Source organism: Arthrobacter globiformis (genome assembly GCF_046536215.2).
In the GTDB taxonomy this organism is placed as follows: domain Bacteria; phylum Actinomycetota; class Actinomycetes; order Actinomycetales; family Micrococcaceae; genus Arthrobacter; species Arthrobacter globiformis_E.
In genome coordinates this window covers 1,812,524-1,838,971 of record NZ_CM143421.1, presented here as the reverse complement: position 1 = coordinate 1,838,971, position 26,448 = coordinate 1,812,524, and the positions used below count along the sequence as shown (strand labels likewise).

13 protein-coding genes are annotated in these 26,448 nt (G+C 61.9%); 10 read left to right on the top strand and 3 right to left on the bottom strand.

What is annotated here, in order from left to right; translation table 11 throughout:
• The first annotated feature begins 391 nt into the window (after positions 1 to 391).
• Entirely contained in the window at positions 392 to 1,888 is a 1,497-nt protein-coding gene (locus R5O87_RS08195; protein ID WP_410554436.1) for a hypothetical protein, read from the top strand.
• 3 nt (positions 1,889 to 1,891) lie between these two features.
• Here R5O87_RS08195 and R5O87_RS08190 read toward each other — a convergent pair whose 3' ends face one another.
• Positions 1,892 to 4,240 carry a HelD family protein gene (locus R5O87_RS08190; RefSeq protein ID WP_410554435.1) on the bottom strand — a complete coding sequence of 783 codons (2,349 nt, stop codon included), beginning with the start codon at positions 4,238 to 4,240 and terminating at the stop codon, positions 1,892 to 1,894.
• A gap of 462 nt (positions 4,241 to 4,702) precedes the next feature.
• On the opposite strand from R5O87_RS08190, the gene istA reads away from it, so the two are divergent.
• The 5 genes from istA (at position 4,703) to R5O87_RS08165 (ending at position 17,043) form a co-directional block, all read left to right on the top strand.
• Positions 4,703 to 6,223, top strand: a complete 1,521-nt coding sequence (gene istA, locus R5O87_RS08185) for an IS21 family transposase (protein ID WP_410554434.1) — start codon at positions 4,703 to 4,705, stop codon at positions 6,221 to 6,223.
• The gene (istB, locus tag R5O87_RS08180) at positions 6,220 to 7,005 is read left to right on the top strand and encodes an IS21-like element helper ATPase IstB (protein WP_410554433.1); all 786 of its coding nucleotides are present in this window, start codon (positions 6,220 to 6,222) and stop codon (positions 7,003 to 7,005) included. Before istA ends, istB begins: the two co-directional genes overlap by 4 nt.
• Positions 7,006 to 7,306: 301 nt before the next feature.
• The gene (locus R5O87_RS08175) at positions 7,307 to 8,152 is read left to right on the top strand and encodes an HNH endonuclease (RefSeq protein ID WP_410554432.1); all 846 of its coding nucleotides are present in this window, start codon (positions 7,307 to 7,309) and stop codon (positions 8,150 to 8,152) included.
• A 493-nt stretch (positions 8,153 to 8,645) separates the two neighbouring features.
• Positions 8,646 to 15,140: a DUF3320 domain-containing protein gene (locus tag R5O87_RS08170; protein WP_410554431.1), complete on the top strand. Its 6,495-nt coding sequence runs from the start codon at positions 8,646 to 8,648 to the stop codon at positions 15,138 to 15,140.
• Between the two features lie 247 nt (positions 15,141 to 15,387).
• Positions 15,388 to 17,043 (top strand): hypothetical protein, encoded by a 1,656-nt coding sequence (locus R5O87_RS08165; RefSeq protein WP_410554430.1) that lies wholly within the window; start codon positions 15,388 to 15,390, stop codon positions 17,041 to 17,043.
• 406 nt (positions 17,044 to 17,449) lie between these two features.
• Here the strand turns inward: R5O87_RS08165 and R5O87_RS08160 are convergent, their stop codons facing one another.
• The gene (locus tag R5O87_RS08160; RefSeq protein ID WP_410554429.1) at positions 17,450 to 18,313 is read right to left on the bottom strand and encodes a ribokinase; all 864 of its coding nucleotides are present in this window, start codon (positions 18,311 to 18,313) and stop codon (positions 17,450 to 17,452) included.
• Between the two features lie 140 nt (positions 18,314 to 18,453).
• Between R5O87_RS08160 and R5O87_RS08155 the strand changes: the two genes are divergently transcribed.
• From R5O87_RS08155 to R5O87_RS08140, 4 genes are all read left to right on the top strand, one after another.
• Positions 18,454 to 19,887, top strand: a complete 1,434-nt coding sequence (locus R5O87_RS08155; RefSeq protein WP_410554428.1) for an MFS transporter — start codon at positions 18,454 to 18,456, stop codon at positions 19,885 to 19,887.
• 35 nt (positions 19,888 to 19,922) lie between these two features.
• Entirely contained in the window at positions 19,923 to 20,927 is a 1,005-nt protein-coding gene (locus R5O87_RS08150; RefSeq protein WP_410554427.1) for a nucleoside hydrolase, read from the top strand.
• A 631-nt stretch (positions 20,928 to 21,558) separates the two neighbouring features.
• Complete coding sequence (locus R5O87_RS08145) at positions 21,559 to 23,304, top strand: DUF262 domain-containing protein (RefSeq protein WP_410554426.1); 1,746 nt, start codon at positions 21,559 to 21,561, stop codon at positions 23,302 to 23,304.
• Positions 23,301 to 25,601 carry a DUF262 domain-containing protein gene (locus tag R5O87_RS08140; RefSeq protein ID WP_410554425.1) on the top strand — a complete coding sequence of 767 codons (2,301 nt, stop codon included), beginning with the start codon at positions 23,301 to 23,303 and terminating at the stop codon, positions 25,599 to 25,601. The genes R5O87_RS08145 and R5O87_RS08140 overlap by 4 nt, the downstream gene beginning before the upstream one ends.
• A 61-nt stretch (positions 25,602 to 25,662) precedes the next feature.
• On the opposite strand, the gene R5O87_RS08135 is transcribed toward R5O87_RS08140, so the two are convergent.
• Positions 25,663 to 26,445, bottom strand: coding sequence for a GntR family transcriptional regulator (locus R5O87_RS08135; protein ID WP_410554424.1), 783 nt, complete (start codon positions 26,443 to 26,445; stop codon positions 25,663 to 25,665).
• Positions 26,446 to 26,448 lie beyond the last annotated feature (3 nt).

Genomic DNA, 26,448 nt, shown 5'->3' with positions numbered 1-26,448 from the left:
CAACCCGGGCTCGGACGTCGATATAGCCGGGAGCGTGCTGGATAAGACGTTTGAGTGGCTGCGGGGCAAGGGTTTAGACGCGGATGCCCTGGCAGTCAATCAAGAGGTAGCGGTGGCTGATCATGCCAGTGTGAAGTGGATTGCGCCGGACTCTGCAGACTTCACCGGCACACACCGGCTTGTCCTCACAGAGCAATCGCCGATGGGTGAGTGGGTCTCCACCGTTACAGTTCGGCAGCCACCAGACGGACGTCCATGGTTCTGGATGGACGTGGAGGGACCAGAGTGGGCTGGGGCGCCGAGACTCGTTCGTTCGCTTATCGAGGAGTACTCGTGCTCAGATCGCGGCGTCAGGCTGACAAATCGACCTGTAGTGGTCCGGGCGCAGCAAGTGGACCAACTCATTCAGCTTCTCCGGCGAAACGGCCGAAGGACTCTTTCCTTCATCGCCGGAAGCAGTGCTGCTCTGCCGATGAGAGAATGGACCGAATTCGTTGGCAACATCCTCAAACAGACAACGGGTCAAGCGTCCGCATACGTGTTGGATCCCGTTGCAACAACTACCTTCAACCAGCGCGTAGGAAACGAATTCGGGGTAAGGCCGGGAATGCTGAGGACTTATTTACCGGACCTCAACATAGATGATCCGCAAGACGCGGCCCGGCATCGTTTCCTGACATCAGAATCGATCGCCTCTCAGCACGTCGGCCGGCTAGGCAAAACGCTCAGCTATAAAGCACGCGAAGTAGCTCAGACGTCGCTTTTGGACGACAGCGTTAGGCTGCTGGATCGACGCATCGATGACCTAGAGCTTCGGCTGAACCCACCGGTTACGAGGGAGCAGGCGGGCGAAGCAAAAGTTGCGGGCGATTCCGCCCCCATTCCACCAGCACCATTGCGGGAATCTGGTGTGATTCCCGACCCCAGCGGCCCTGGGACATCTTCCAGCGCGCCTGATGCTGAGCAGGCCACGAATACAGGAAATCTGGAGGGCCAAACTGCTGATGCTCCAGTGGGGGAGCAGGCCGAGGTCTATTTGGCACTGCGGTCGCTCGTGGAAGAGTATGCGGGGGGTGCAACTTCGCTTGCGGCTGTCGAGAGCGTACGAGGACTTTTGGAAGCCGGTGTGGCAGCGGAAGTTCTCAGCGCACGCCTCCTAGCTAAGATCGACCAAAAGTCAGCCGCTTTGGACGCTGCAGCAGTCGAAAATGCAAGGCTGCGGCACCTGGTCGACGATCTCGAGCTAGACGCCTGGGACACGTGGGAACAGCTCGAGGCTCAATTTATACGCACTCGAAGTGCTCAGGACGCTGAGCTAAAGCTGCGTACGATGCTGGCAAAGGCCGGCGGTGACGTCGATTGGACTCAGCTGGATGAGGAAGAGACAGTTGAACTTTCTGTGCCAGAAAACTTCAACAGTCTGGTGGAAGCGGTCGGCGACCTTTCACATGTTGTGTATACAGGCGATAAAGATGTCACCGCAGGTCTTGACGACCACGATGCCGTCGGGCGTTGGTGCGGTATGACGTGGAGCATTCTGCTGGCGCTTGATGATTATGCAAGGTTCAAGGCCGACGGCGCGGACTTCGCTGGTGTGCATGCTTATCTGGAGAACCCTCCGGCGGGGGGCCGAACGTATCCTCCCGGCCGGCATGCTCGAGACGAGAGCGAATCAGTCAAAAACAACCCAGCCTTCTCAGCCCCCCGAGTTCTTCGAGTGCCAATGAAGATTGATCCCAGCGGACAGGTGTTCATGGGAGCACATTTCCGCGTGGCGAAACACGGAATGGTGTCCCCGAGGTTGCACTACCTGGACGCGACCGGAATTGCAGGAAAGATCATTGTTGGCTATATCGGACCACACCTGCCGAACACCCAGACAAACTAGCTCTCAGCGTCCTTGTCCCTCTATTTTGTCCCAGAGCAGATCGACGACTCGTTGCTGAACACTCGGGCCCATTTCGCATAGAACGTCAAAGAAGTCCTTGGCGATCCCCTGAGCCACGTGTTCTAGCATCGGTTTCAGCTCGCCGTTGGAAAGTGTGACTTCCGGGGCCGACTCATCGACGGGACGGGGAGTGGGCTCATCGACGCCGGTTCCACGGTCGCTGCTTGCGTTGTCACTTTCCACGCCGATCGGTACGACCTCGGCGTTGGATTCACTATCGCCGCACTCGCTGGCGTCCGTCGCAAAGTCGGCCGCTTCAGTGGCACGAGGTGCGATGAAGTCGGCGAGGATTTCCGGAACCCTATCTTCGCGCAGAACAACGTCAAGATGACGGACGGTGCGCGTAAGCGCAACGTAAAGGAGCTTGTCCCCTTGTGTGAGTTCGAGTATTGATGCTGGCTCGACGACGATCACGGCGTCAAACTCAAGGCCCTTGGACTCCTCAGGGGAAACGAGGTTGATGCCCTGTGACAACCCGCCGTCGGCCGAATCGCTGTACTTGATTCCTGCTGTGCGGAAGGCGCTGCGAACTGAAACCATCTGCTGTTCAGCTACGATGACACCCACAAACAGGCCCCGTGAACTGTAATCCTTCACCGACGAGACCACTGCGTCCATCAACTCGTGGAGAGCAACAACCCGCCAACGTGGTTCTTCCTCCATCTGTCGCGGGAATGCCTCCGGAGCAGTCAGCCCAGGCGCTGCCGTTGCGAGGACTTTAGCTGCGATCGCCAAGACAGGTGCTGGCACACGATAGCCAATGGTCAATTCAGCTTCAGTAAATTTGTCTTCCGTTCCAAGAGTCGTGAGAACTTGGTTCCAGTCCTTACGTGAATAGGCGGAAGTCGCCTGGGCGATGTCGCCCACCACAGTCATGGACCCGTTCTGACTCCGTCTGCGAACCGCTCGGAGCTGCATATACGAAAGATCCTGCGCTTCATCTACGACAATGTGCCCATAACGGCTGAGCGTGCCACTAATTGCATCGGTCGCGCAGTCGATTACACCCAGGTCCGCCATTGTCCACGGTTCGTCCCCGATTCTCGGGGTCGCCGACCGGTAAAGTAGCTCGACTTCAGGTCCTGTTGCACCTGCTCGAACGAGCCTGTCTTTCGAACCATACAACTCGCGGACAAACTGCTGGGGGGAGAGCGACGGGTAGACCCTCTCGGATTGCTCCTCTAAAGAGGCTCGATCTATGAGGGGTGCCGAGTCCCTTCTGCCAGCGTCGATTTTGCCCGCTACGAAAGTTTGCAGTGCAGCCCTGAATTGAGCACGGCGACGGTTGTATAGGCCGGTGGTGATTCCAGCCAGGAGGAGTTCAACGTCCTCTTTTGTAACGGAGACAGTCAATGCGGTGTCGATCCGTCGAATCGCTAGCCCGTCCGCTGGAATTCGCACCCGTCCGTTCAGACCGCTTTGGATGATGGACTCCATTTTCGCAGAGCCCTTCTTGCGTGCCACATCAGGCGTGTCGCCGCCACGCGGCACAATGTCGCCTCCCAGCAACTGCGCCAATGACTGCTGAATCACGTCCACGTCTCCGAGAGTTGGCAGCACGCGTCTGATGTACTTAGTGAAAGTCGGATTTGGTCCTACAACCAACACGTCCTTCGGTTGCAGTTCTTCCCGGTAATTGAAAAGTATCCAGGACACGCGATGAAGTGCGACGGCGGTCTTTCCAGTCCCGGGGCCACCCTGAATGACGAGGAGTTGGTCTTTCGGTGCCCGGATGATTCGGTTTTGGGCGGCTGTGATGGTCCTCACGATGTCCCGCATAAACTCGTCGCGACCGCGCCCAAGGTCCTCGAGCAATGGATCTTGCTCGCCGACGAAAGTCCCCACCGAAATATCGTCGGACAGCGCTTGGAAGATCACATCGTTGAACGAATCGATCCGATTATGGGTTGTGGTAAAGATTCGCTTTCGGGCAAGTCCTCGCGGTTCATCGTGCGTAGCCTCGTAAAAGATCTCCCCAACTTGCGACTGCCATGGTGCAACAAGGAGGTCATACTTTTCGTCACGGATGGCCACGCTGCCAAGGTAGATGGTCTCGCCATCCTCCAAGTCCATTCGAGCCGTGGCAACTGCTTCGGAGGGCTGAAGCATTTTGCGGTTCAGCAGGGCTGCCCGCTGACTTGAGCGCTCGTGGACGTTGCCGCTGACGGTCGAGGAGCCAACGTCGGCCAGGTGTTCGTCGTAGGCCTGCTTGGCCTTGTCGAAGTAGTCCTGCTCCAGTGCCTTTTCGGCCTCAAAAGCGTCCTGATCGGTGTCCTGCAACTGTGCAGTCATAGTGCCCCCTGTAACTCGTGGATCACATTAAAGCAGAGTGAAGCGACAGTCACGTTGTGGCGCGTACGAATCGGGCGTGACGGACTCCTACCAGCTGATTTGCCTGCAGCATGTGGGCTACGAGACGCTTAGAGGTTGCTACGGGCCCATAATTTTGGAGTTCCTCATGCTGCCAGGACTCGAGGTTTTACACCCGACCATCCGGGCAATAGCCTGGACCGATGATTACGCATGCGGGCCGCGGGTCTGTTAGCGGCCATGAAAAACTGCCCGTAGATGGCCACGGAATTGCCCGCTGATGGCCACCGGGACTGCCCACGTATGGCCATGAGTTCTGCCCAGTTATGGCCGATTGGTTTGCCCGCATTGTTCGCTGATCCCGCCGTGTCGTGAGACGGCGGGGGCCTCTTCCCGCTTGGATTTCGGTGTCGAATCGAATCCGCTGACAGGAAGAGGCCCTGAATGAAGGATGCCCTAGAAACCGTGAAAATTCTTGCTGCCTACGATCTGACCAAGTCGCTGCGCGCTGCAGCCGAGCTGTCAGGTTGTTCCCACCACACCGTCGACCGGCTGTTGCAGGCCCGTGATGCCGGCCGAGCCCCGGGGGCCGTGTCCGACCGGCCCAGGGTCACCGATGCGTGGCTGCCGAAGATCGAGGAATGGGTGGAAAAGTCCAAGGGCCGGATCCGCGCCGATGTCGTCCATGCCAAGCTCACCGCGATGGGCTACCGGGGTTCGGACCGCTCCACCCGCCGCGCTGTCTCCCAGGTCAAAGAGGCCTACCGGCGCGGGAACAAGCGGGTCCACCGCCCCTGGATCACCGAGCCGGGCGCCTGGCTTCAGTACGATTTCGGTGACGGACCGGTCATCGATGGAGTCAAGACCGTGCTGTTTGTCGCCTGGCTGGCCTGGTCCAGGTTCCGCATCGTGGTCCCGTTGCGGGACCGGACGGCGCCGAGCGTTTTCACCGCCCTGGACCGGTCATTCCGACTGCTCGGCGGCGCGCCAACGTATGTGCTGACCGATAACGAGAAGACCGTCACCACCATGCATGTGGCCGGCGTGCCGGTCAGGAACCAACAGACGCTGGCGTTCGCCAAGCACTACTCCGTCGAGGTGCTGACCTGCCAACCGGCGGACCCGGCCTCCAAGGGCGGGGTCGAATCCTCCGTGAAGATCGCCAAGGCAGACCTGGTGCCCAAAGACACCAACCTGCGAAACGCCTATGCATCGTTCGCCGAACTCGAAGCGGCCTGCGCGGAGTTCATGGACCAGGTCAACACGCGCGAGCACCGGACCACCCGCCGCCGCCCTGTCGACATGCTCGCCGAGGAGACCGCGTCCCTGCACCGCGTCCCGGACACAGCCCATACCCTCGCCTACGGAGTCGGGCGCCGGGTCCCGGACAACACGCCCATGGTCTCGTTCGAGAACGCCCAGTACTCCGTCCCTGCCCATCTGCTCGGGGCCGAGGTGTTCGCCCGGTTCCACGGGACAGGACCGGACGCGCAGGTCGTGATCGTGCACGTCGGCGCCGGCGGGCCGGTCGAGGTCGCCCGCCACGCACTTGCCCGTCCCGGGTCCCCGGCGATCCTGGACGAACACTTCCCGGACCACCAGCAGAAGGTCCCCGGCGACTACAAACCCGTGCCCCGTTCCAAAGCGGAAGCCGAATTTCTGGGCATCGGCGCCGGCGCGAGGACCTGGCTGCTCGAGGCCGCCGCGGCCGGCGCGCAACGGATCAACGTGAAGATGGCCGAGGCGGTCGCGCTGGCCAAGATCGCCGGGACCGACGAGGTCGACAAGGCCCTCGGCGTCGCCGCGATCCACCACCGCTTCGCGCACGGCGACCTCGCGTCCTTGCTGAACGCGGGCGGAGCCCGCACTGGGCTGCGCACCGCCGCGGAGGACAAGTCCCTCACCCAGGGCACCTCCGGCTGGGCAGGGCTCGGCAGCACCGGCGCCGGGAAGAGCACCCGATGAGCATCACGACCGCGAACACCACAGCCCCGGCCCTGCCCGCCGACCTCGAGGCACTCATGCGGCAACTGAAAATGCCCCACGCCCGCGCCATCGCCCCGGACATCCTGGCCACCGCCCGCGCTCAACGCTGGGAACCGGCCGAAGTCATCAAAGCCCTCCTCGCGGAGGAAACCCAGGGCCGGGCCCGGTCGATGCTCGCCACCCGGCGCAAAGCCGCAGGGTTCCCGACCGGCAAGACTTTCGCGCTCTGGGACGAAGCCGCGTCCTCGATCCCGGCACCAACCCAGCAGGCACTGCGCACCCTGGAATGGATCCACCGGAAAGAAAACCTCGTCGTCTGCGGACCCTCCGGAACAGGGAAGACCTTCTTCCTCGAAGCCCTCGGCCAGCAGGCCGTCGAAGAAGGGATGCGGGTCGCCTGGTTCACCCTCGAGGACCTCGGCGCCCTCATCCGCTCACACCGGGCCGACGACACCGTCACCCGGGCCGTGGCCAGGATCCTCCGCGCAGATCTGGTCGTCGTCGATGACATCGGCCTCCTCGCCGTGGCCACCGACGCCGCCGAAGGCCTCTACCGGGTCGTCGACGCAGCCTACGAAAAACGAGCCGTCGCGGTCTCCTCAAATCTTCACCCCGCCGGCTTCGACGAGCTCATGCCCAAAACCCTCGCCACCGCGACCGTCGACCGGCTCCTGCACCACGCCCACGTCTGCCAAACAACCGGCGATTCCATCCGCCTCACCCAGGCCCTGGCCGGAAAGGGCGTCATGCCACTGAACTAAACCCCAAACCGGTGGCCAGCAAACCCCCGCCAAGCGGGCAAACCAGCTGGCCACCACTGGGCAGTTCTACTGGCCACCAGCGGGCAGAAATACTGGCCACCTATGGGCAATTCCTAATGGCCGTTGACACGGGTCGGACGACTTCGATAGCAGGCTTCGCTCTGCTGCATTTGCCTGGCTAACGCGTCGGACGCTCCATCGCACAGGGAACCTTACTTACCCGGAAATACAAAGTTTTGTTTTTGACGGACACCCTACTCCGCTCAAGGACAGGGTGAAGGGGATATGGAAACCCGCAAGTTTGAGTTCGGCGCTCTCAATAACGACGACGTACCGTCCCCCGGGGGTTGACCGCCCCTACGACGACTTGATTCATGAGGGCGACGGGCTGCTGAGGTATAAGTGGAACGGAATCAAACGGGACGAGGCGACCAACCGCTCGCTGAGATCAGCGATGCAGTCCGGCGTTCCATTGATCTGGTTTTTCGGCGTAGGAAAAGGTGTCTTTACGCCGATCTTTCCGGTTTACGTGGTAGGCGAAGAAGAGGAAAACAGGCAATTCATCCTGGACCCTTACCCCTCAACTTTCGCCAAGCACGAGGACGGTATTGCCGAGCAATTCCTCCGGCAACACCTTCGTGCGGAATTCAGGAACAGACTTTTCCAAGCTGTCTTTAGAGGAACGGTGATGCGCGCGTATCAAGGGCGATGCGCGGTGTGCAGCTTGCAGCGGGGCTGGTTGCTGGACGCGGCCTACATACTTCCGGATACCACCAATGTAAATAGTGCGTCCGTGGTCAACGGCCTCGCGTTGTGCAAGATCCACCACGCAGCGTTCGACGTTGGAATACTAGGCATTCGGCCGGATCTCGTCGTCCAGATCCGGCCTGAATTCATGCAGGAACCCGACGATCTGATGCTTCGGCCTGGCCTGCAGGAAGTGCATGGACGGCGCATGAAAGTGCCGAGCGCTAGGGCTGAGCGGCCCAGCGTGGACCTTCTGGAACGCGCTTACGAGCGTTTCCGGGCAGTCAACGGAATTAGCTCAAAGCCTATCGATCCACGTTTCTTCCTCCCGATTGTCCCAGGCGGACCCCGAACTGGATCTCGTTGGGAGGCTTCGCTCTTCGATGCGTCGGAGGATTAGACGCACATCTTTTGCTAGGAGTTCTCTTATGGTTGCGACTCGGCGAACAGTGCAGCTTTCGATGATTGCACGACGCTCGTCCATGGAGTCGATACCTGCAGCAGCGAAGGCATCTCGGAGCTCCTGCACCTGAGCATCTCGGATCGGCAAGTCGGTCAGAACGTCGGGAGTCATGGCAGGCGTCGTAAATATGTCAAAGGTGCTCTCGTTCACAGTTCTTCCTCGTGGATTTCGCAGGGCTTCAATTCTGCCATGACGCCGCAATGGGGACGCGACTCCTTGGGGAGGACCGTGCAGCGGCCTACAGTCTGGCCGCCCGAGTACCACGGCGTCCAGGTCAGCGTTGGTGCTGACACAACGTGCCTGTGATTTCTCGCTGCAACGCCCTGATCAGCCAGGTCTACGTTTTGCAACGCCACGCGCCGTGCGGACAAGACAAATACCCACTACTCTAATGTCAGTTTAAGATCGGCCTCGCGCCGTAGATGGGGGTATGGCAGCTATGGGGCTTTCCAACCGTGAGTATGTGGGCCGTGCGCTAGAGACGCTAGCTCTCAGCCTTAGTCCGCACATTGTTTCAGTGCTGGCTGGCGTGGCCCCAGGCGTCTCGTGGCCCAAGCTTCTCGAGCACAAGGATGCTACTGCCGGCCGGACGGCGCAAGGCTACTCGGCCACCGATCTCAGCGTTCAACTGCGTGTCATGACCGAGTCCCTCGGTGCACTTGGCTACCCCTTCAACCTGGCGCATGCTGCGCGGAGCTACACCTCCGAGCTCCGTCAAACCCGTAATCTGTGGGCGCACAACGAACCCTTCGATGACGACGACACTTACCGTGCCCTGGACACGGCCGGCAGGCTGGCAAGACACCTCAAGCTGGAAGCGGCCTCTCACGCACTCTCCGCACTGCTGGAAGAATTCAGAGTGCGTGGTGCAGGCGGCAGTGAAAATACGCGTGCCGAGGATCCAGCAGACGCGAACAAAGCGCGCGAACGCTCTGAGGATCCTGCTGACAGCGAGATAGATCAGCTGTCACCGACCCAACATAAAGTCATCGTCGAGATAACCGCGGCTGAAGCGCTTAGCTACGCGATGGCGCACAACGGGTTTAAATTCGTTCACCAGGTCAAGATCAACAACCCAGGTGTGGAGATCCGCGGGGCCGTGGTCCGCATTGAGGTGCTATCGACCGCTGGAAGGATTTCGGAAGAATTCCAGCAGTTCATTGACCTCGCCGCCGGCCAGATGATTGTGCTGGACGATTTGGACGTGCCCGTATCGGCGAACACGATGTACGAGTTCTCCGATAAGCAAACTGGCCGCGTGGTTGTCACCGTCGAATCAGGTGCAGCGTCGGCTGGTGCGACAGAGATTGGTAGAGCGGAAACACGAATCGACCTTCTCCCTGCACAGCTCTGGGTTGCCGGCAACGGGCTGGTCTCCTATGAGTTTCTCGCGGCCTACGTTCAGCCGCACCACCCGGCGGTGGCGAAGTTGGTCTCGGAGGCCGCTGACTTACTTCTGGAGAGAACGGGCAGCAGCAGCCTTGACGGCTATGTGGAAGGCGCGGAGCGCGTCGATGAGATCGCCTTCGCCATGGCACAAGCGGCGAGTAACCGCGACATCCGTTACAGCATGCCCCCGGCCAGCTGGGGCCTCCAGGGCCAGCAAGTGCGTACCCCCAGTCAGGTCTTGGAGGAGAGACTCGGTACCTGCCTGGACACAGCGATTGTCATGGCGGCCGCCCTTGAATTCTGCGGTATCGGGCCGCTGCTCTGGGTTGTCGACGGTCACGCCTTCCTCGGCTATTGGCGCGAAGAGCGTGCATTGCCGACAGCTGCGTCGGACGATGTGACTGAGCTGGTCAGCCTTGTTCAGCGTGGCTACATCGGACTCATCGAAACCACATTGCTGACTGGCAGCCAGCCCATCACGCTTGCTGCCCTCCAGAACAGCCCTGTAGCCAAATACATTGAGTCGGGCAACGACGACGTCCAAGCCGTAACGGACATTCGCCGTGCTCGGCTTGATGGCATCTTCCCGCTGCCGGCCAGGACGACGTCCGAGACCGGGGCTCTGGTCGTCACGACCTACACGCCGGAGACCAAGGCAGCAGCCGTCCTTCCCGAGAAGCAGGGCAAAGTCGTCCGTACCCCCGGACAGGCAACGGAAGTTCCTGCGCGCGTCACGCAGTGGAAGAACGCGCTGCTGGACTTGAGCCTGCGGAACCGGCTGATCAATTTCACAGATACTGCACGTTTTCCGCTGGCGGTGCCCAGCTCGTGGATCGGCTCGTTTGAAGATCTCATCAATAACGGCACTCCGGTCAGCCTGCTCCCGTCCAATCAAATCAGTGCCGTCTACCAGGAGCGCGGCATCCGCTTTGGCCGCGACCTGCCGCAGGATGAGCTGATCGGACTGCTCAGTTCCAAGAAGTCAGTCTTTGCCGAGGTCAGCGAGGATGCGTACAGCAGCAAAATGCGTAGCCTGGCCTACAAAGCCAAGACGCAACTGGAAGAAACGGGCGCCAACAACCTCTACCTGGCTCTCGGCAGCCTGATGTGGGAGCTGGATGGCCGAGCGCTGCGATCTCCCCTGGTCCTCGTGCCGGTCAACCTCACCGCTGCGGGTAAGCAGGGCCTGTATCGCGTCACCTTGGACGAAACCGGCCAGTCCACGCCTAACTATTGTCTGCTCGAAAAGCTCGCCCAGTCCCACGGGTTGAGAATTCCGGGCCTTGCGGAGCCCGCGGAGGACGGCTCGGGCATTGATCTTGATGCTGCCTTCGACTCAGTCCGGGAGGCTGTCTCCGCCAAGGGGCTCGCCTTCCGGGTCGAGAACACCGTGGACCTGTCTATGCTCCAGTTCGCCAAGTTTCGGCTTTGGAAAGACCTCGACGAGAACTGGGAGCAGTTTTCCAAGAACAGGCTTGTCCACCATCTCATCAGCACCCCCACGGAACTGTTCCATGACACGGTGACTGCGGACGACGACGTCGACCTCGACGCCCTCGCTGCTCAGTGCCCGATTCCGGCGGACTCGTCGCAGCTTCAGGCTGTGGCCTCAGCACTGGCCGGGCAGACCTTCGTCCTGGAAGGGCCTCCCGGAACCGGTAAGTCCCAGACCATCACCAACCTGCTCACACGTGCCATCGTTGAAGGCAAACGGGTCCTGTTCGTCGCCGAGAAGCGCGCGGCACTCGATGTGGTTCAGAAACGCCTGAACGAAGTGGGGATGGGACCGTTCTCCCTCGACCTCCACGACAAGGGCAGCAAGCCCACTGTTGTCCGCGCCCAGATCAAGCACGCTTTGGAACTCCGTTTGGATTCGGATTCCCAGCAGCTTGAAACCGCCTCAACCGATCTGGCGGCCGCACGGCGCGGCCTCATTCGCTATGCCAGCAACTTGCACGAGGAAAACGGGGCGCATCTCTCCCTTTACAGCGCCCGGACGAAGGCGCTCACGTACGAGCAAGACGATCCCGCGATTCCGCTGGGAATTGACTTCACCTCGTCCGCCAACGATGCGAGTCTGGAGCCCATCCGGAGCGTTCTGCATGAGCTGCCCGAGTACACCGACCGTGCCCGCCCGGGGAAGGACCACCCGTGGAGGTTCGTTGCTGCTGCAGCCGGGCAGGAGCAGGTGGATCAGCTGCTGCTGACTAGGGGGCGCAGGGTCGACGCGGCGCTCGACGCCATCAGCTCTGTTGAGGGATTGGCGCAGGTTGTCTTCTCCGCCGGGCAGCCGTCCGACGTCGGGACGCTCGCCGCGCTGCTGGAAGACCGGAGCGTTCCCCTGGAAACGCTCGACATTGTCCGGTCCGGGAAATGGTCCACAGGTGCCGGCCACCTGGAACAGCTGGTGGCCGCGTTCGCCGCGGTCAACCACCCAGGTTTGGACCAGGTGGGGCCGGAAGCCATGGACCTTCCGCTGCAGGACATCCTGGCACGAGCCCAGCAGGCCGCAGCGACAGGTTTCTGGGGACGCAAGAAGCGGCTCCTGGCCGTAGCCGCTGAACTGGACAGCGTGCTGTACCAAGGGGCCGAGACCCGGCATAAGGAGCTCGTACCGCTGTTGGAGAATCTGGTCACGGCACAGCAGCAGATTCAAGGCCTCCAAAACGAGGCGCAGGCTGTGCCAGGGGTATCTGTACCTCAATCGTGGAACCCGTTGACCGAGGCCGGGCAGGCAGCGTTGAACCACCGCCTGGGATGGCTCCGTTGGGCGGCGGCGGCAGTCGTTCCAAACAACGGGAAGGGCGGGCTTCCGTTCCAGCGGGCCCTGCGCACGTTCCTCAGTGACGGACCGCCGGTGCACGAAAACATAGTCGGGTGGTTGTACGAGCTCGCGCAGGCGTGGGAGGCCTTCGTCAAGATCCCTGCCGTCGCAGATTCCGAATTGAAGAATTGGATCGGCGATAAGGGCTTTTTGCAGGTCTGGGGCGAGACCCGCGCATCCCGGCGTCTGGATGCCGCCGGCTCGGCGCCGCTGCAGCGCTGGGTTGAGCTTCTGCGTCATGTTGAACCGCTCCGGTCTGTGGGACTGCACGGGGCACGCACTGCGATCCTCGACGGTCTTCTGGACGCGGACGAGGCCGCAGCCGCCTTTGAGCGCGGACTCGCCGAGAGCTCCCTCGAAGAACGCAGTCTGGCCACCGGCCTGCAGGACTTTGATCCGCACGCACACGAGCGAACGATCGAACGGTTCACGTCACGGGCAGCGGCGGTCCGCGAGCTCCTGAAGCGCAACCTGGCCGCGGGCGTCGTTGCTGGAAGGCGTGTCTCGTCATCGTCGACGTCCGGCCGCATGGGCGAGCTGCAGCGCCAGCTGACGCGTCAGCGCGGCGGTATGACCGTCCGCAAGCTGATGGAGAACTACGCCGACCTCATCACGGAGATCATGCCATGCACTCTGGTCAGCCCCGACTCGGTGGCACGTTTCTTCCCTGCTTCGGCGGGCCTGTTCGACATCGTGGTGTTCGACGAGGCGTCGCAGATCCGGGTGGCGGACGCCGTCGGTGCAATGGGCCGCGGCTCCTCGGTGGTTGTTGTAGGTGACAGCAAGCAGATGCCGCCGACGTCCTTTGCCGAATCCTCAGGCGATTCTTCCGACGAGGTTGAGAACGACGTCACCGCGGTGGAGGACATGGAGTCCATCCTTTCCGAATGCGTCGAGGCACGCGTTCCCAGGCAATGGCTGTCCTGGCACTATCGGAGTCAGGACGAGTCCCTCATCGCATTCAGTAACCAGCAGTACTACGACAGCAAGCTTTCGTCCTTTCCCGGGCCATCCCACGGGGCTCCTGACCCCGGGCTCCGCGGTCACGGCGTCAACTTCGTCCGCGTGCACGGACAGTTCCACAGGTCCGGTCCGTCCAAGGTGCTGCGCACCAACCCCATCGAAGCTGCCGCTGTTGTGGACGAGGTCCGCCGGCGCTTCGATTCGGATACTTCGGGTTCGCCTTCAGTTGGCGTGGTCACCTTCAACCTGCAGCAGCGGGCACTCATCGAAGGCCTGCTTCGCGACACGCACGATCCCCGAATCATCAAAGCGCTGGACGAGGATGCAGAAGGATTGTTCGTCAAGAACCTTGAAAACGTCCAAGGTGACGAGCGGGACGTCATCCTGTTCTCGACTGGCTTCAGCAAAAACGACAAGGGATACCTGCCCCTGAACTTCGGTCCACTGAACCGGGCAGGGGGTGAGAGGCGGCTCAACGTTGCCGTCACCCGTGCCCGGCGACAGGTGATTGTTTTCTCCAGCTTCAGCCCGAGCGAGCTGCGGTCGGAGGAAACAAGTTCGGTGGGCATCAAGCACCTGCGCTCATACCTAGACCTGGCCGAGCAGGGAACTGCCGCGTTACCGTACGACGGGCACCGTGCCGTTGGCGTGGATCTGCACCGTGAAGAGATCGCTGATGCTCTCCGGGACCGCGGTTTTGTCATTGCGACCGACGTGGGGCTGTCGGACTTCAAAGTGGACATCAGTGTTGCTGTCCCGGACGATTCCAGCCGGCCGCTGATGGCTGTTCTGTTGGACAGTCCTGCCTGGGCTGCGCGCAGGACCGCCGGGGACAGGGATGGGCTTCCCGGTGACGTGCTTACGCGGATGATGCGGTGGCCATCCGTGCAACGGGTTTGGCTACCAGCGTGGCTTGCCGACCGCGATGCTGTGCTGGACAAACTTGAGGCTGCTTTGGCACAGGCATATCAAGCCGCGCCTTCAGTTCCCGTACCGTTCGTTGCTCCGGAAGGCGAAGCTCCCCAGGTACCGCGGTCCGGGCGACGGGCTGCCGGACCTGCTGTTCCGTCGGAGGACTACATCCTGGTTGCTGGCAAGGACAATACTGGACCAGGCCAGGGAGCCCTGTTGGAAGCAGTCCGGGCAGAACCGCGGCCGGCTACGGTTGTGAGCTCTTCCTCGCGTGTCAGTTACGAGCCGTGGACAGTCCGGCGTTTCGGAGGTGTCGAAATGCTCGACACGCTGCATTCGCGGCGTTCGGTGGCGGCTGTGCGTGATGCCATTCAGACAGTGGTCGAAGCAGAAGGGCCAGTCCACCAGGAACGGCTCGCAAAACTCGTCTGCGCGGCCTTTGAGCTCAATAAAGTGAACGGGCAGCGGGCGAATTCCGTTTTGGATGTCCTCGACGAGACTCTGCATTACTGCGACGCGGACGGCTTCATTTGGGACGCGTCTATCGAGCGGGATCTCTGGGAAGACTTCAGGCCGAACAGTTCTGACGTGACGAGGAAACCCGAGCACATCAGTGTGGTGGAGATTCGGAACGCGATGGTCGAAATCGTGCGTGTCTCGGGTGGCATCGCCGTGGATGAGCTTCACCGAGAAGCGATCAGGACCTTCGGAGGCAAGCGCCTGACCGCAGGTGTCAGTGCACGGTTGAACGAGGGACTGCAGTACGGCGTTGATACAGAGAGGCTCGAGCTGCGCGGGGAATTGGTGCATCTGGCTCAGTGGCGCCCCCAGGCGTGAGCATGAGCCTAACTGTCACTCATCGCCCGAGTTATCTAATCGACATGGATCCAAGCTAGGAGATCGACAATGTCAACTAGACCCGTCCGGTGAAGCAAGGCATCAACACCTCTGCCCCGCGCATGCGGCGTCAAGCTCTATGCAAGCGTTGGAGTCTGAGAGGCGCACCTGAAGAGCAGCTGGAGGCAGCGCGCCGTTCAGGCCCTACATAAGTGATAACAAGTGGAAGTTGCGGAGGAGAGGGATCATGGGGCAGAGGCAGTCGGCCGCAGACTGGGCGGAGGAGATGGACCAGCAACTTTACTGTGTGGAGGAGCGGCGTGCTCTTCCTCCGGCCGTAACAGAGGGATTGCTTGAGGCGCTGAATGGTGAAGCAAGCGCGGAGGAGCGTCAAGCAGTCCTAGCCCGGGTTGGAGACTACAGGGAGAGGTCTCGCCGAAGGGCGGAGTGGCTCCTCCGAATATTGGACAGGGCCACCGCTGTGGATATGAAGGCTCTTGAACATGCCATGGCAAATTCACCTGCAGCAAGGTATGCCGGCCGGGCTGGATTCAACCGTTTCCACTGGATTCTCGCAGTTTCAGGTAAGGGGACAGATCAGAATCCGGCGAATGTTCAAAAATTCGCCGCAGCATGCGGCGCTTGGTTGGCCACATCCCAAATCATTTCCCAGCTGGTTGAAAGAGACGAGGAACTCGCGCGGGGCGTGCAAGTGAACCCCTCGCAAGAAACTCAGCGAAGAATTTGGGCAGTTGTTGTTCACTTCCGCTGGGCTTCAGAACTCTTTTGCACATCCATGGCGGTCGAAATACAGAGCAACCCCACGAAGTACCGCGGTTTGGAGTTCGTCACTCAGCGAGCAGTTACCGATCTCTTCAAATGGGTAGAAGCGTATGTGGACAGGATAGATCGCCAGGCCAACGACCAAGCCGTGGGGCCCGTGCCCTCGATTTCATCTTTCGCTCGTCCGCTGATTGAAGCTTTGACAGTGCAGGGCGACGAGTATCGATCCAAGCCATTCGAAGGTCTGACGGAGACTCTGGATATTGAGGCCTATCCATTTGTCAGCGTGGGGGGAGTTATCGCCCCAGTAGCACTAAGGGAGGCAACGTATGGCCTCGAACTGGCCCTTCTGAACCTAGCTCGCCGTCTACTCTGCGACGAAAAGGACCGATCGGACCTTTTCGAGAATGCTGTAAAGCGATCGCTAAGCAGGGTCCTGCCTTCAGGAATTGATCTTCCCTATGCTCCCGTCTCAATTCCAATACCGAAGACAAAGAATAAGGGTGAAACAGATTTTATCCTTCGGGAATTGTCAGCGCATACATTCATTGGTGAATGTAAGGCAATGGCAGCTGTGCAAAGGTCCGGCACTGTCATCCACTCCTTCTCGGACGACGTCGGCAAGGCAGCGAAACAGCTCAAGCTCCGGATGGATGCCGTTAAGCTCGGAGGCGAGGTTAGGGTAGACGGGCTGGCCTGGGCTGCGCCAACCCGCAACGTTTATGGAATTGCGGTGCCACTCCATGCCTACGGCGGCGCTATTTGGAACCATGAGTGTTTACCTCACGGCGATATAGATCACCCGGACATTGCTGTTATTCCAGTCCACCAGCTCCTTGTGGTTGCGAGGGCGATGGAGGACGCCCATGATCTTGGGGCCTACATCCGGTTCCGGAGCGCCTTGTTCGGCCTCAAACTGGAACTCAGAGACGAACTGGATATCCTGGCCGCCTACATTTTCAGCGATGCTATGAAGATCAAGGCGCTAATCGAGGGTGCCCCAGAGCACGGCAGACGCGTCATACGCGCCTATGGGGTAGAACTCGAGACAGCTGTCAGTGATGTCATGCCTACATCCGCACGGGCTTGGCGAAACCGACTCAAACGAACTCTCATATAGTGAGGTGTGTGCTGTTCGGAATTCGGGTGAGGAAACGCTAATTGGCCGGAGCGGTGGCTGAAATTCATTGCGAGGAAAGCCGTTGTCACAGGCGTTATGCTGACTACTGGGTGGAGTGTGAGGTAAAGCGATAGGAAAATTTGACACAGGTTGTATAACCCTCGCCGATAGTCGATCGCGATCTCGTTATAGGGCCGCCCCGTGAAGGGCAGGGTCGCTCTCGCGACCACTGCACCGGCGGCTTTTTGTCGGCCATGTCCGGCGTGCTCCACCCGGTGTGGCACCTTATCTAGCACGTCCATGTAGGGGTGCTTTAAGGTGAAATGCCCGGACTGACGAGAGTCCGCTCAGGTGATTTTTCGTACATTTGATTAGCCGGCTGGGGCAACCGGCCTGAAAGCCAAACTCAAGTCGTAGTGGCTCCGACCCGGGCCACATACGCGTCCAAGCGAGCCAGCGCAGGCTGCGACGAGGGATCACCCACGGCATCCGCCCCCACTGCGTTGGCCACGGCCAGCGCCGGGCTGTAGGGCAATCCGCTTCGCAGCGCCAGCACCAACGCTGCGCAGAACGCATCGCCCGCGCCGATAGTGTTGGCGACCGCCACAGAAACGGCAGGCGCCTCTGCCACCTTCCGCCCGTGCTCGAACATCGCCGAGCCGTCCTTCCCGTACGTCACGGCCACGAGCTTCGCGTCAGCCAACGCGGGGATCAGTTCGTACTCCGTCTCGTTGACGATCACGAGGTCGCAGCGCTCCAGCAGCTCTGCCGGCAGGTCCATGGCCGGCGCGGCGTTCAGCACGAAGAACCCCGAGGACTTCCGCGCCGCCTCCAGCACCACGTCCAGCCCGACCTCGAGCTGGCACAGCACAGCCTCGTCCGGCGCAAACTCCACGCCCTCCAACGAAAACGCTGAGTTCGCCCCCGGGCACACCACGATCTGGTTCTCGCCGTCCCGGTCCACCACGATCAGCGCGGTACCCGTCGCGGCGCCGTCGAGAACCGCCAAATCAGAAGTGTCCACGCCGGCGGATGAAAGCGCCTCCAGCATCTGGCGGCCCTGGGCGTCGTTGCCCACCGCGCCGATCATCCGGAAACTGCCGCCGAGCCGCGCGGCGGCCACTGCCTGGTTGGCCCCCTTGCCGCCGGGCTGCTGCTGCAGGACGCCGCCGCCGATGGTCTCGCCGGCTGTGGGGAGCCGGTCCGTGGTCGCGATGATGTCCAGGTTGATGCTGCCAACGACGGTGAGGGCAGGAAGTCGAGTGCTCATGAAGAAGTCCTATCAGGTCGAGCCGGAAGCGGCTGAATTGGAAAACAGTGTACGGCAGGTTGAACTTGTTCGTCATACGTGGTTGTATAACAACTCACATCCCTACGGCAGGACGAGCCTGCAGAACAAAGGAGTTTGATGTGAACACACCATCCGCTGGCACCGCCTCGCCGCCAGCCGCCGTCGACAATGAAGACGTGCACCAGACCAAACTCAGCGGCCGTCCCGCCGCCCTGCTCATCTCCACCCTGCTGCTCGGTGTGCTGTCCTTCCAGCTCAACGCCAGCATGGTCACCCCGGCGCTGCCGCACATCGCGGCCAGCTTCGGCCAGTCCGCCGACGCCGCGGCCCCCGTGCAGTCCATGTTCTTCCTCGCCGGCGCCATCGCCGGTCCCGTGATCGGCCGGTGGAGCGACCTCATCGGCCGACGCACCGCGCTCCTGCTGGTGCTGGCCATCATGGGCGCCGGCACCATCCTCTGCATCGCCGCGCCCACCCTGCCGCTGCTCATCGTCGGCCGCTTCCTGCAGGGCGTGTCCAGCGCAGTCTTCGCCCTCTCCTACATCGTGCTCAGCGAGAACCTGCAGCCGCGCGTCTTCGGCACTTCCGTGGGCATCATCGCCGCCATCAACGGCGGCATCGGGGGAGTGGACGGCTACGTCGGCGGCCTGATGTCCGAGACCCTCGGCTTCCGGTCCATCTTCGCCGTCGTGCTGGTGCTCACCGCCGTCGCCGCCGGCTGCATCCTCAAGACCGTCCCGAAGGGACGGCCGGAGCACGTCCGCGGCGCCATGGACTGGTGGGGTGCGGGTTCGCTCTCGGTGTTCCTGGTGTTCATCACCTACTTCGTCTCCGGCGGGTCGGCCGCCGGCTGGACCGCGCCCGGCACCCTGGCCCTGCTCGCCGGCACCATCATGTCCTTCGCCGCCTTCTGGATGATCGAGAAGCGGCGCAGCCACCCGCTCATCGCCGTCCACCACCTGCGCTCCCGCCAGGTGTGGCCTGTCATCGCCAGCACCGTCCTGACGCTTGCCGGCATCTTCGCCATCATGAACTTCACCGTGGTGCTGCTCAGCCAGGATCACGACGCCGGGTTCGGGCTCAGTGCCTCCCTCTCGGCCCTGCTGTTCCTCACCCCGGCCGCTTTGATTGGTGTGTTTGCGGCACCTTTGGCCGGGTGGTTGGCCGGGCGGCGCGGCTGGATCAAGACGCTTCGGTTTGGGACGGCGCTGAGCCTGGCCTGCGCCGTGGCGGCCGCCTCGTTCTCCGGCAACCGGGTGGCGGTGATGGTCGCGGTTGCATCCCTCGGCATCTTCTACAACGGCCTCTTCCTGACGGCCATCAACGGGCTCTCCGTCCTGCTCTCGCCCAAGGAGGCGCCGGCTGCTCTGCCCGGCATCAACGGTGCCTCCTTCGGCATCGGGGCGAGTCTCGGCGTCGTGATAGTTGCCCCGTTCGCCGCCCAGGCGACGCCTGCCGGCTACGCCACGGCTCTCTGGATCTCGGTGGGCATTACAGCCGCCGCGTTCATCGTCAGCCTCTTCGTCGCCGCCCCCAAGGGCGAGACCTTTTAGACCCTGCCGCACCAACCGAAAGAAGAACCGCTTCCATGACCAGCTTCCCGTTCTACCTCGACTGCGACACCGGCATCGACGACGCCCTCGCCCTGGCCTACCTGCTCGCCTCCCCGCAGGCGGACGTGCGGGGGATCGGCGCGGTCAGCGGCAACGTCAGTGCCGCCGTCGGCGCCCGCAACACCCTGGACCTGCTGGAGCTCGCCGGGCACGCGCACATCCCCGTCGCCCTCGGCGCGCACGACCCCCTCGCCGGTTCCTTCGGAGGGGGAGCGCCGTGGGTGCACGGCGCTAACGGCATCGGCGAGGTGTCGCTTGCTGAGTCCTCTGTTTCCCTTGCGCCGGAGACCGCGGCGGAGATGCTCGTGCGGCTCGCACACGAGCACCCCGGCACGCTGCGGGTCCTGGCCATCGGCCCGCTCACCAACATCGCCGAGGCCCTGCGGCTGGAGCCTTCTCTGCCGTCGCTGGTCGCGGAGGTCACCATCATGGGCGGCGCGGCCCTGGCCCCGGGGAACCTTACCCCGGTGGCGGAGGCGAACATCGCCAACGATCCCGAGGCCGCCGCCCTGGTGCTGTCCGCCGGCTGGAACGTGACCCTGGTGCCGCTGGACGTGACCATGACCAACGTGCTGGAGGAGAACCACCGGCAGGAGCTGCTGGCCTCGCCCGGACCCGTGCCGCGCGCGCTGGGGGAGATGCTGGGTTATTACTTCCGCTTCTATGAGGGCATATTCGGCCGCGCCTGCTCCGCGATGCACGACCCGCTGGCCGCGGCGCTCGCGGTGGGTGCCGTAACCCCTGCGGTGGCGCCCGTGGTGCATGTTGACGTCGACACCACGTCCGGGCCTAGCCGCGGGCAGACTGTCTGCGACCTACGCGGGCTGTACCTGGACTACCCGGAGCAGCCTGGGGCCCGCTGCAAGGTGGTGCTGTCGCTTGAGGACGACTTTGCACCGCACTTGGTGGAGACGCTGCTGATGCTCGGTGCTTGCAAAGGTTCGGAAGCGGGGGCCGCCGTGGTTGCGTTGGTCGACTGACCGATTTGGTAGTTGCGCCCGGGTTAGCGACAGGCTTGGCGGCGGAAGCAATGTTGTGAAGGCTCGCGAGGCCCTTCGGCAGCCTCGTCCCGCAGCCGGTCATCTTCTGGGGACGTTTCAAGATACCTGTAGCACACAGGGGGTACGTCGCGTAGTTGCGGCAACCGTTCGCTAGGTTCGTCGTCGGCAGCGGTAACTATTCCTGCCCGAACCTTAACTCGAGGAGCGGAGTTTGTGTTCGGTGGCGGTCCTCTGTGACCACTTGGTTTCACTCAAACTGGCTTCAGCTGTCTCGCACCCCCTGTGTTTCGACTTACTGGGCTTATGTGACACTTCGCGTCGGCTGGAAGAAGGCTCCACTGTCCGTAGGGGATCCGGCACCGTGCACTTGGCGTCGGATCCGTCCGACTCCTCGAGGCTGCTGAGTAACTCGTCGGGGAGCATGAGTTAATCGGCGGGCGTGAGCTTCAGCGCCCTTCGATCAACTCCGCCGAAGTCACGCGGTGAGTGTACGGCGCACTTGGCGACGAGACTGAGATTAGCCCGTTGTCGAGGCCGCCAAGCGGTTCGGGACCGAGCTCGGTTCGCTCTGAGCTGGCAGCACGACATGGCACACGCATATGGTGGGGCCATGGAGGCAATACTCGAGCGACGTGCCGTCGGAGACATAGCTGGATCATTCTTCGTTCCCGCGTACCAGCGCGGCTATCGGTGGGGGACCGAGGAGGTCGGGCGCTTGCTTGACGACATTTGGGCGAGTAACGGCGACCCCTACTATCTGCAGCCAGTCGTAGTGAAGCCGATGGGGGATGGCAGGTGGGAGTTGATCGACGGCCAACAGAGGCTGACCACGTTGTTTCTCATATTCCAGTACATGCGGAGCGAGGGCCTGCAGAACGCCGGCGCAGGATTCACGATCGAGTACGAGACGAGAAGCGGGAGCGCAGATTTCCTGAGCAATCCGACGGAAAAGCGCCGACGAGAGAATATTGACTTCCATCACATCTTCGCGGCCTACGCGCACATCAATCAATGGTTCGATCGGTACGAGCACCGCAAGCAATGGGCCGCGAACCGGTTCTACGACTACCTTTTCGAGTCGGTCCGAGTGATCTGGTATGAAGCCGCGAAGGAACTTGACTCCATCGTGCTCTTCACGCGCTTGAACGTTGGACGGATCCTGCTCTCGGATGCCGAACTCGTTAAGGCTCAATTGCTCGCGAAACTCAAGCATGGGGCGGGTTTATCTGACCGCAGCGAGCAGACTGCCGCTCAGTGGGATCAGTTCGAACGCGAACTCCGAGTGCCGGAGGTCTGGTCGTTCGTGACCACGCTTAGCGAGGATGTGCCGACGCGAATTAGCTTGATTTTGGATACCCTCGCGGATCGTCGCGGAGGCACACCACCCGGCGGCCATCGGCCGCGGTACTACACGTTCGAGACACTGCGGCCAGTGATCGACGACGACCCGCAGGCATTCTGGGACGACGTGGTTAAGCTGCATTCTCTCATCGTCGGCTGGTACGAGGATCGCGACATCTTCCACAAGGTGGGCTACCTGGTAGCGACCCGCAAACACACGTTTGCGGGCCTTATCGAAGCAGTGACCGGGCTGACTAGGCCCGCGCTCCAGGCCGTGCTCGATGAACTCATCGCCAAGCACTTAAACCTCACCGCTGGCCAGGTCGCTGACCTCGACTACCAGAAGTCGGGATCGAGATGCTCGGACGTCCTCCTCCTGATGAACGTGGAGACAGTCCGCCTCCGATCCGACTCAACAGAGCATTACTCGTTCCATGCGCACTCACGTGGCGTCTGGTCGCTCGAACACATCCACGCGCAGAACGCCCTTGACCTCAAGCGCGACGAGAAGGTGTGGACCGAATGGCTCCGGCTTCACCGCGGCGCCATCAGCGACGTCCCGAGTATCGACGAGGACCTACGCAAGAACCTCTTAGCCGAAATCGATGGCGTCCTCGCGGCCATCGCGGACCCTCGGATCGTCGCGGTGGGCACCCAGTTCGATCAGACCAAAGCCCTCGTCGAGACTGTGCTCACCGAGGGGAAAGCTGATGGCGACGACGGCGTGCATACGATCTCCAACCTTGCGTTGCTTGCGAGCGGCGATAACAGCGCCCTGTCGAACTCCACATTCGAAGTGAAGCGGAGGGAGATGATCGGTCGCGACAAAACGGGCTCCTACATTCCCCCTTGCACCCGCAACGTGTTCCTAAAGTACTACACGGACGCTGACGACCAGCAGATCCATTTCTGGGGAGCTCAGGACCGGGAGGCGTATCTGGACGCGATTCTCGCGACGATTCAGCCGTACCTGAGGCCAGACCCCGAGCTGAACGAAGAGGAGTTCATCGCGTGAAGGGACACAAGACGACATTCGCCGGCATGTTCGGCCACGCGGCGGGTGAAATGCCGAGCGTCGGGCGAATCGAGATTCCCCTCATCCAGCGCGACTACGCGCAAGGTAGAAGAGGCGCACTCGTCGAGACGATTCGACATGACTTCCTCGATGCACTCATCGGGGCGGTTGGCGGCGGCGAACCTCTGGATCTCGATTTCGTTTACGGGGAGATAGAGGACTCGGCGCTCAAGCCGTTGGACGGACAGCAACGCCTCACCACGCTCTTCCTCCTGCACTGGTACCTCGCGGCGCGAACCGATCGACTGGGTGACGCGGAAAGAATCCTCAAACTGACTTACGCGACTCGCCCGACAGCGGAGCTCTTCTGTCGGCAGCTCGTGAACCCGCAGCATCCACTGACCGACGACTTCGCCGCGCCATCCGAATGGATCACAAACCAGTCGTGGTACCTATATGCATGGCGGCACGATCCGACGGTCCAGGCAATGCTCGTCATGTTGGACGCGATCCACGATCGACTCGGCCAAGCGCACGTCGATCTCGAGGAGGCGTGGTCGCGCCTGATCGCCAAGGATCGGCCGGCGGTCTCGTTCTACTTCCTCCCCATCGATGACATGCCTTCTGGCGACGAGCTGTACATCAAGATGAACTCCCGCGGGAAACCGCTGACTGGCTTCGAGAATTTCAAAGCCCGATTCGAGAAGCTACTCGCGGAAGGGACCGACGCGGAGAGGTTCAACCGCATCATTCACAAGATCGATGGCGCCTGGACTGACGTCCTGTGGCAGTTCGACGGTGGCGACGACATCGTCGACGACGAGTTTCTTCGGTACTTCGAGTTCGTGGTCGAAGTGTGTGAGTGGCGGGACGGTGAGACGATGCAAAGCGCAACCCTGTTCGAGCGCACGGAGCGGGCTTTCGGGCCTGCGAACCCACGACGTGAGCAGCACCTGGACTTCATGGAACACGCGTTCGACACGTGGGTGGGTGTTGACGACGTCCGCGAGGTGTTCGCGAGCGTATTCACCGAGTCGGATAGCGCACAAACGGCAGCCGACCAGGAAAAGGTCCCGCTTTTCGACGCCACCGACATCAACCTGTTTGCGTCCTGTTTGCACAGTTATGGCATTAAGCGTGGCCGCAACCGTCAATTTTCCTTGGCGGAGACGCTGTTCCTGCTGGCCGTGCTCGTCCACCGGCAGTATCGGACGGATAATTTCGCGAGGCGGGTTCGCGTCTTGCGCAACCTCATCGACCTAGCGGATGACGAGGTCCGTGAAGCTCGCATGACCGACCTCGTTCCGGGCGTCGAGCTCCTAATCAGAGGCGCGTCGCTCGAGGAGCTTCGTGGTTTCAACCCCGATCGAGTCCGTGACGAGCAGGCAAAGCAAGCCTTCAACGGCACTGATCTCGAGGTGGTGATTCATCGCCTCGAAGATCATCCGCTTCTCCGCGGCCGAATCTTCGCGTTCGATCTCGAACCAGCAACGCTTCGGGCGCGCGCCAATGCATTTGTACGCATTACCGAACCGGATGCGTGGGGTCTCTTCGCTGCCGCACTGCTCGCCAAAGGTGACTATGGCTTCGACTTCGGCAGCGGGCGTATCAGACAATTCGGAACACGCGCGGCGAGCCAAGCATCGCGATGGCGGGAAGTGTTCTCCCACTCCGGTCGCGGGAGAAACGGCGAACTGCGTTCGGCACTTGCCGCCCTACTCGACGAGGTCTCCGCCTCCGACGAACCCACGCTGAGCAGCCTGGAGCGCGCTGCCGCTGAGTTCGTCACATCCCGTCAGGCATCAGGCAGGCACGACTGGCGCTATTACTTGGTCGCCTACCCAGCAATGCGCGAAGGCGAAACAGGGATCTACTACGGCGAGCACCGACCCACTCGGGGGATTTGGGGCTACTCGATGTGCATGCTCCGCACCGCCTCGTTGACGGGAAGCGCCTACTACCGAGATCCCTATCTACTCGCGATCTACCGCGCCAGCGCGGTCGAGGCCCGAATTAACGACCCTTGGTTTCGAGGTTATGAGACGGCGCCGCGATGGCTTCAGCTCTCGCGGAGCGGCGGCGGTATCCGGTGCGTCGAAGAAGGCTTCCAACTAGCAGCGCCCCAGGATGCCGACGCCTCGAACCGCTTTCACGCGATTTGTCGGGCGCACGGCGCCACAGGTACGGGGTTCCTCCCCATTCGCCAGGTAGAGGTCGATGGAGAACTAATCGATGCGGAGGATCGGGTCGTCGTAGGTGCCGCACTCGTGCGGGCGCTGGTCGAAGCGGGAATCTAAACTCAACGGCGTGCCGTGGTCATCGCCTCGTAGGGGGAGGCGGAGAGTTCCACTTGCAGTACTAGGACGGAAGCGACTGCATCACCGAGAGGTGCCCGGCGCGGTCGGCGACGAGGCACTTGGCCAGGTAGAACGGCCGGTTGGCGTGCCGGACGTACTGGGTGAGGACCAGCACGGGATCCGAGGGGCGCAGGTCCAACAGTTTGGCGCGGCTGGGGCCGACCTGGCTGAGGCTGATCTGGCACTCGCCCGGACCGAGCCCTCGGCCCGCTGCTTTGTTGAGCGCCGTGAGCAGGGTGGTGCCGCCGTCGTCGTTAATTTCCAACGGCGCCGCGGCGCCGCCGGCGAAACTGACCGGCAGGGCGGAGATGTTTTCCTGCAGGTGGGCGATGGGTTCGCCGTCGCGGATCAGGACGGACTCCCAGAGCCAGACGTCGGTGCCGGGTTCGACACTGACGCCGGGGGCGACGAATTCGGAGGCTGGCTGCTTCTCGACCTGGATGCGTTTGATCTGGACCTGGTGTCCGGGGCCGCCGAGGACTTCCTCGAAGGGGCGGATGCGTTCAATGCCGATGCGGGGGAGGGTGTCGGAGACGAACCGGCCGACGCCGCGGCGGGCGCGGATGAGGCCGTCCTCCTCGAGCAGCATGAGGGCCTCGCGGACGACGGTGCGGCTGACCTTCATGTCGGTGCCGAGTTCGGTCTCGGTGGGGAGCATGGAGCCGGGCTGCAGCAGGCTGTTGCGGATGGCTTCGGCGATCCGTGAGTAGACGGCGACCCGGAGCGGTGAGCCGGGCTGGGCCTCCACCGGCTGGGACAGGAACCGGACGGCGTCCTCGTGCACGTT

Bases quoted from the DNA above. Each gene is read 5' to 3' on its own strand.
- istB (WP_410554433.1), top strand. From the start codon at position 6,220: ATGAGCATCACGACCGCGAACACCACAGCCCCGGCCCTGCCCGCCGAC.
- R5O87_RS08145 (WP_410554426.1), top strand. From the start codon at position 21,559: ATGGAGGCAATACTCGAGCGACGTGCCGTCGGAGACATAGCTGGATCA.
- R5O87_RS08150 (WP_410554427.1), top strand. From the start codon at position 19,923: ATGACCAGCTTCCCGTTCTACCTCGACTGCGACACCGGCATCGACGAC.
- R5O87_RS08170 (WP_410554431.1), top strand. From the start codon at position 8,646: ATGGCAGCTATGGGGCTTTCCAACCGTGAGTATGTGGGCCGTGCGCTA.
- R5O87_RS08160 (WP_410554429.1), bottom strand. From the start codon at position 18,313: ATGAGCACTCGACTTCCTGCCCTCACCGTCGTTGGCAGCATCAACCTG.
- istA (WP_410554434.1), top strand. From the start codon at position 4,703: ATGAAGGATGCCCTAGAAACCGTGAAAATTCTTGCTGCCTACGATCTG.
- R5O87_RS08165 (WP_410554430.1), top strand. From the start codon at position 15,388: ATGGGGCAGAGGCAGTCGGCCGCAGACTGGGCGGAGGAGATGGACCAG.
- R5O87_RS08190 (WP_410554435.1), bottom strand. From the start codon at position 4,240: ATGACTGCACAGTTGCAGGACACCGATCAGGACGCTTTTGAGGCCGAA.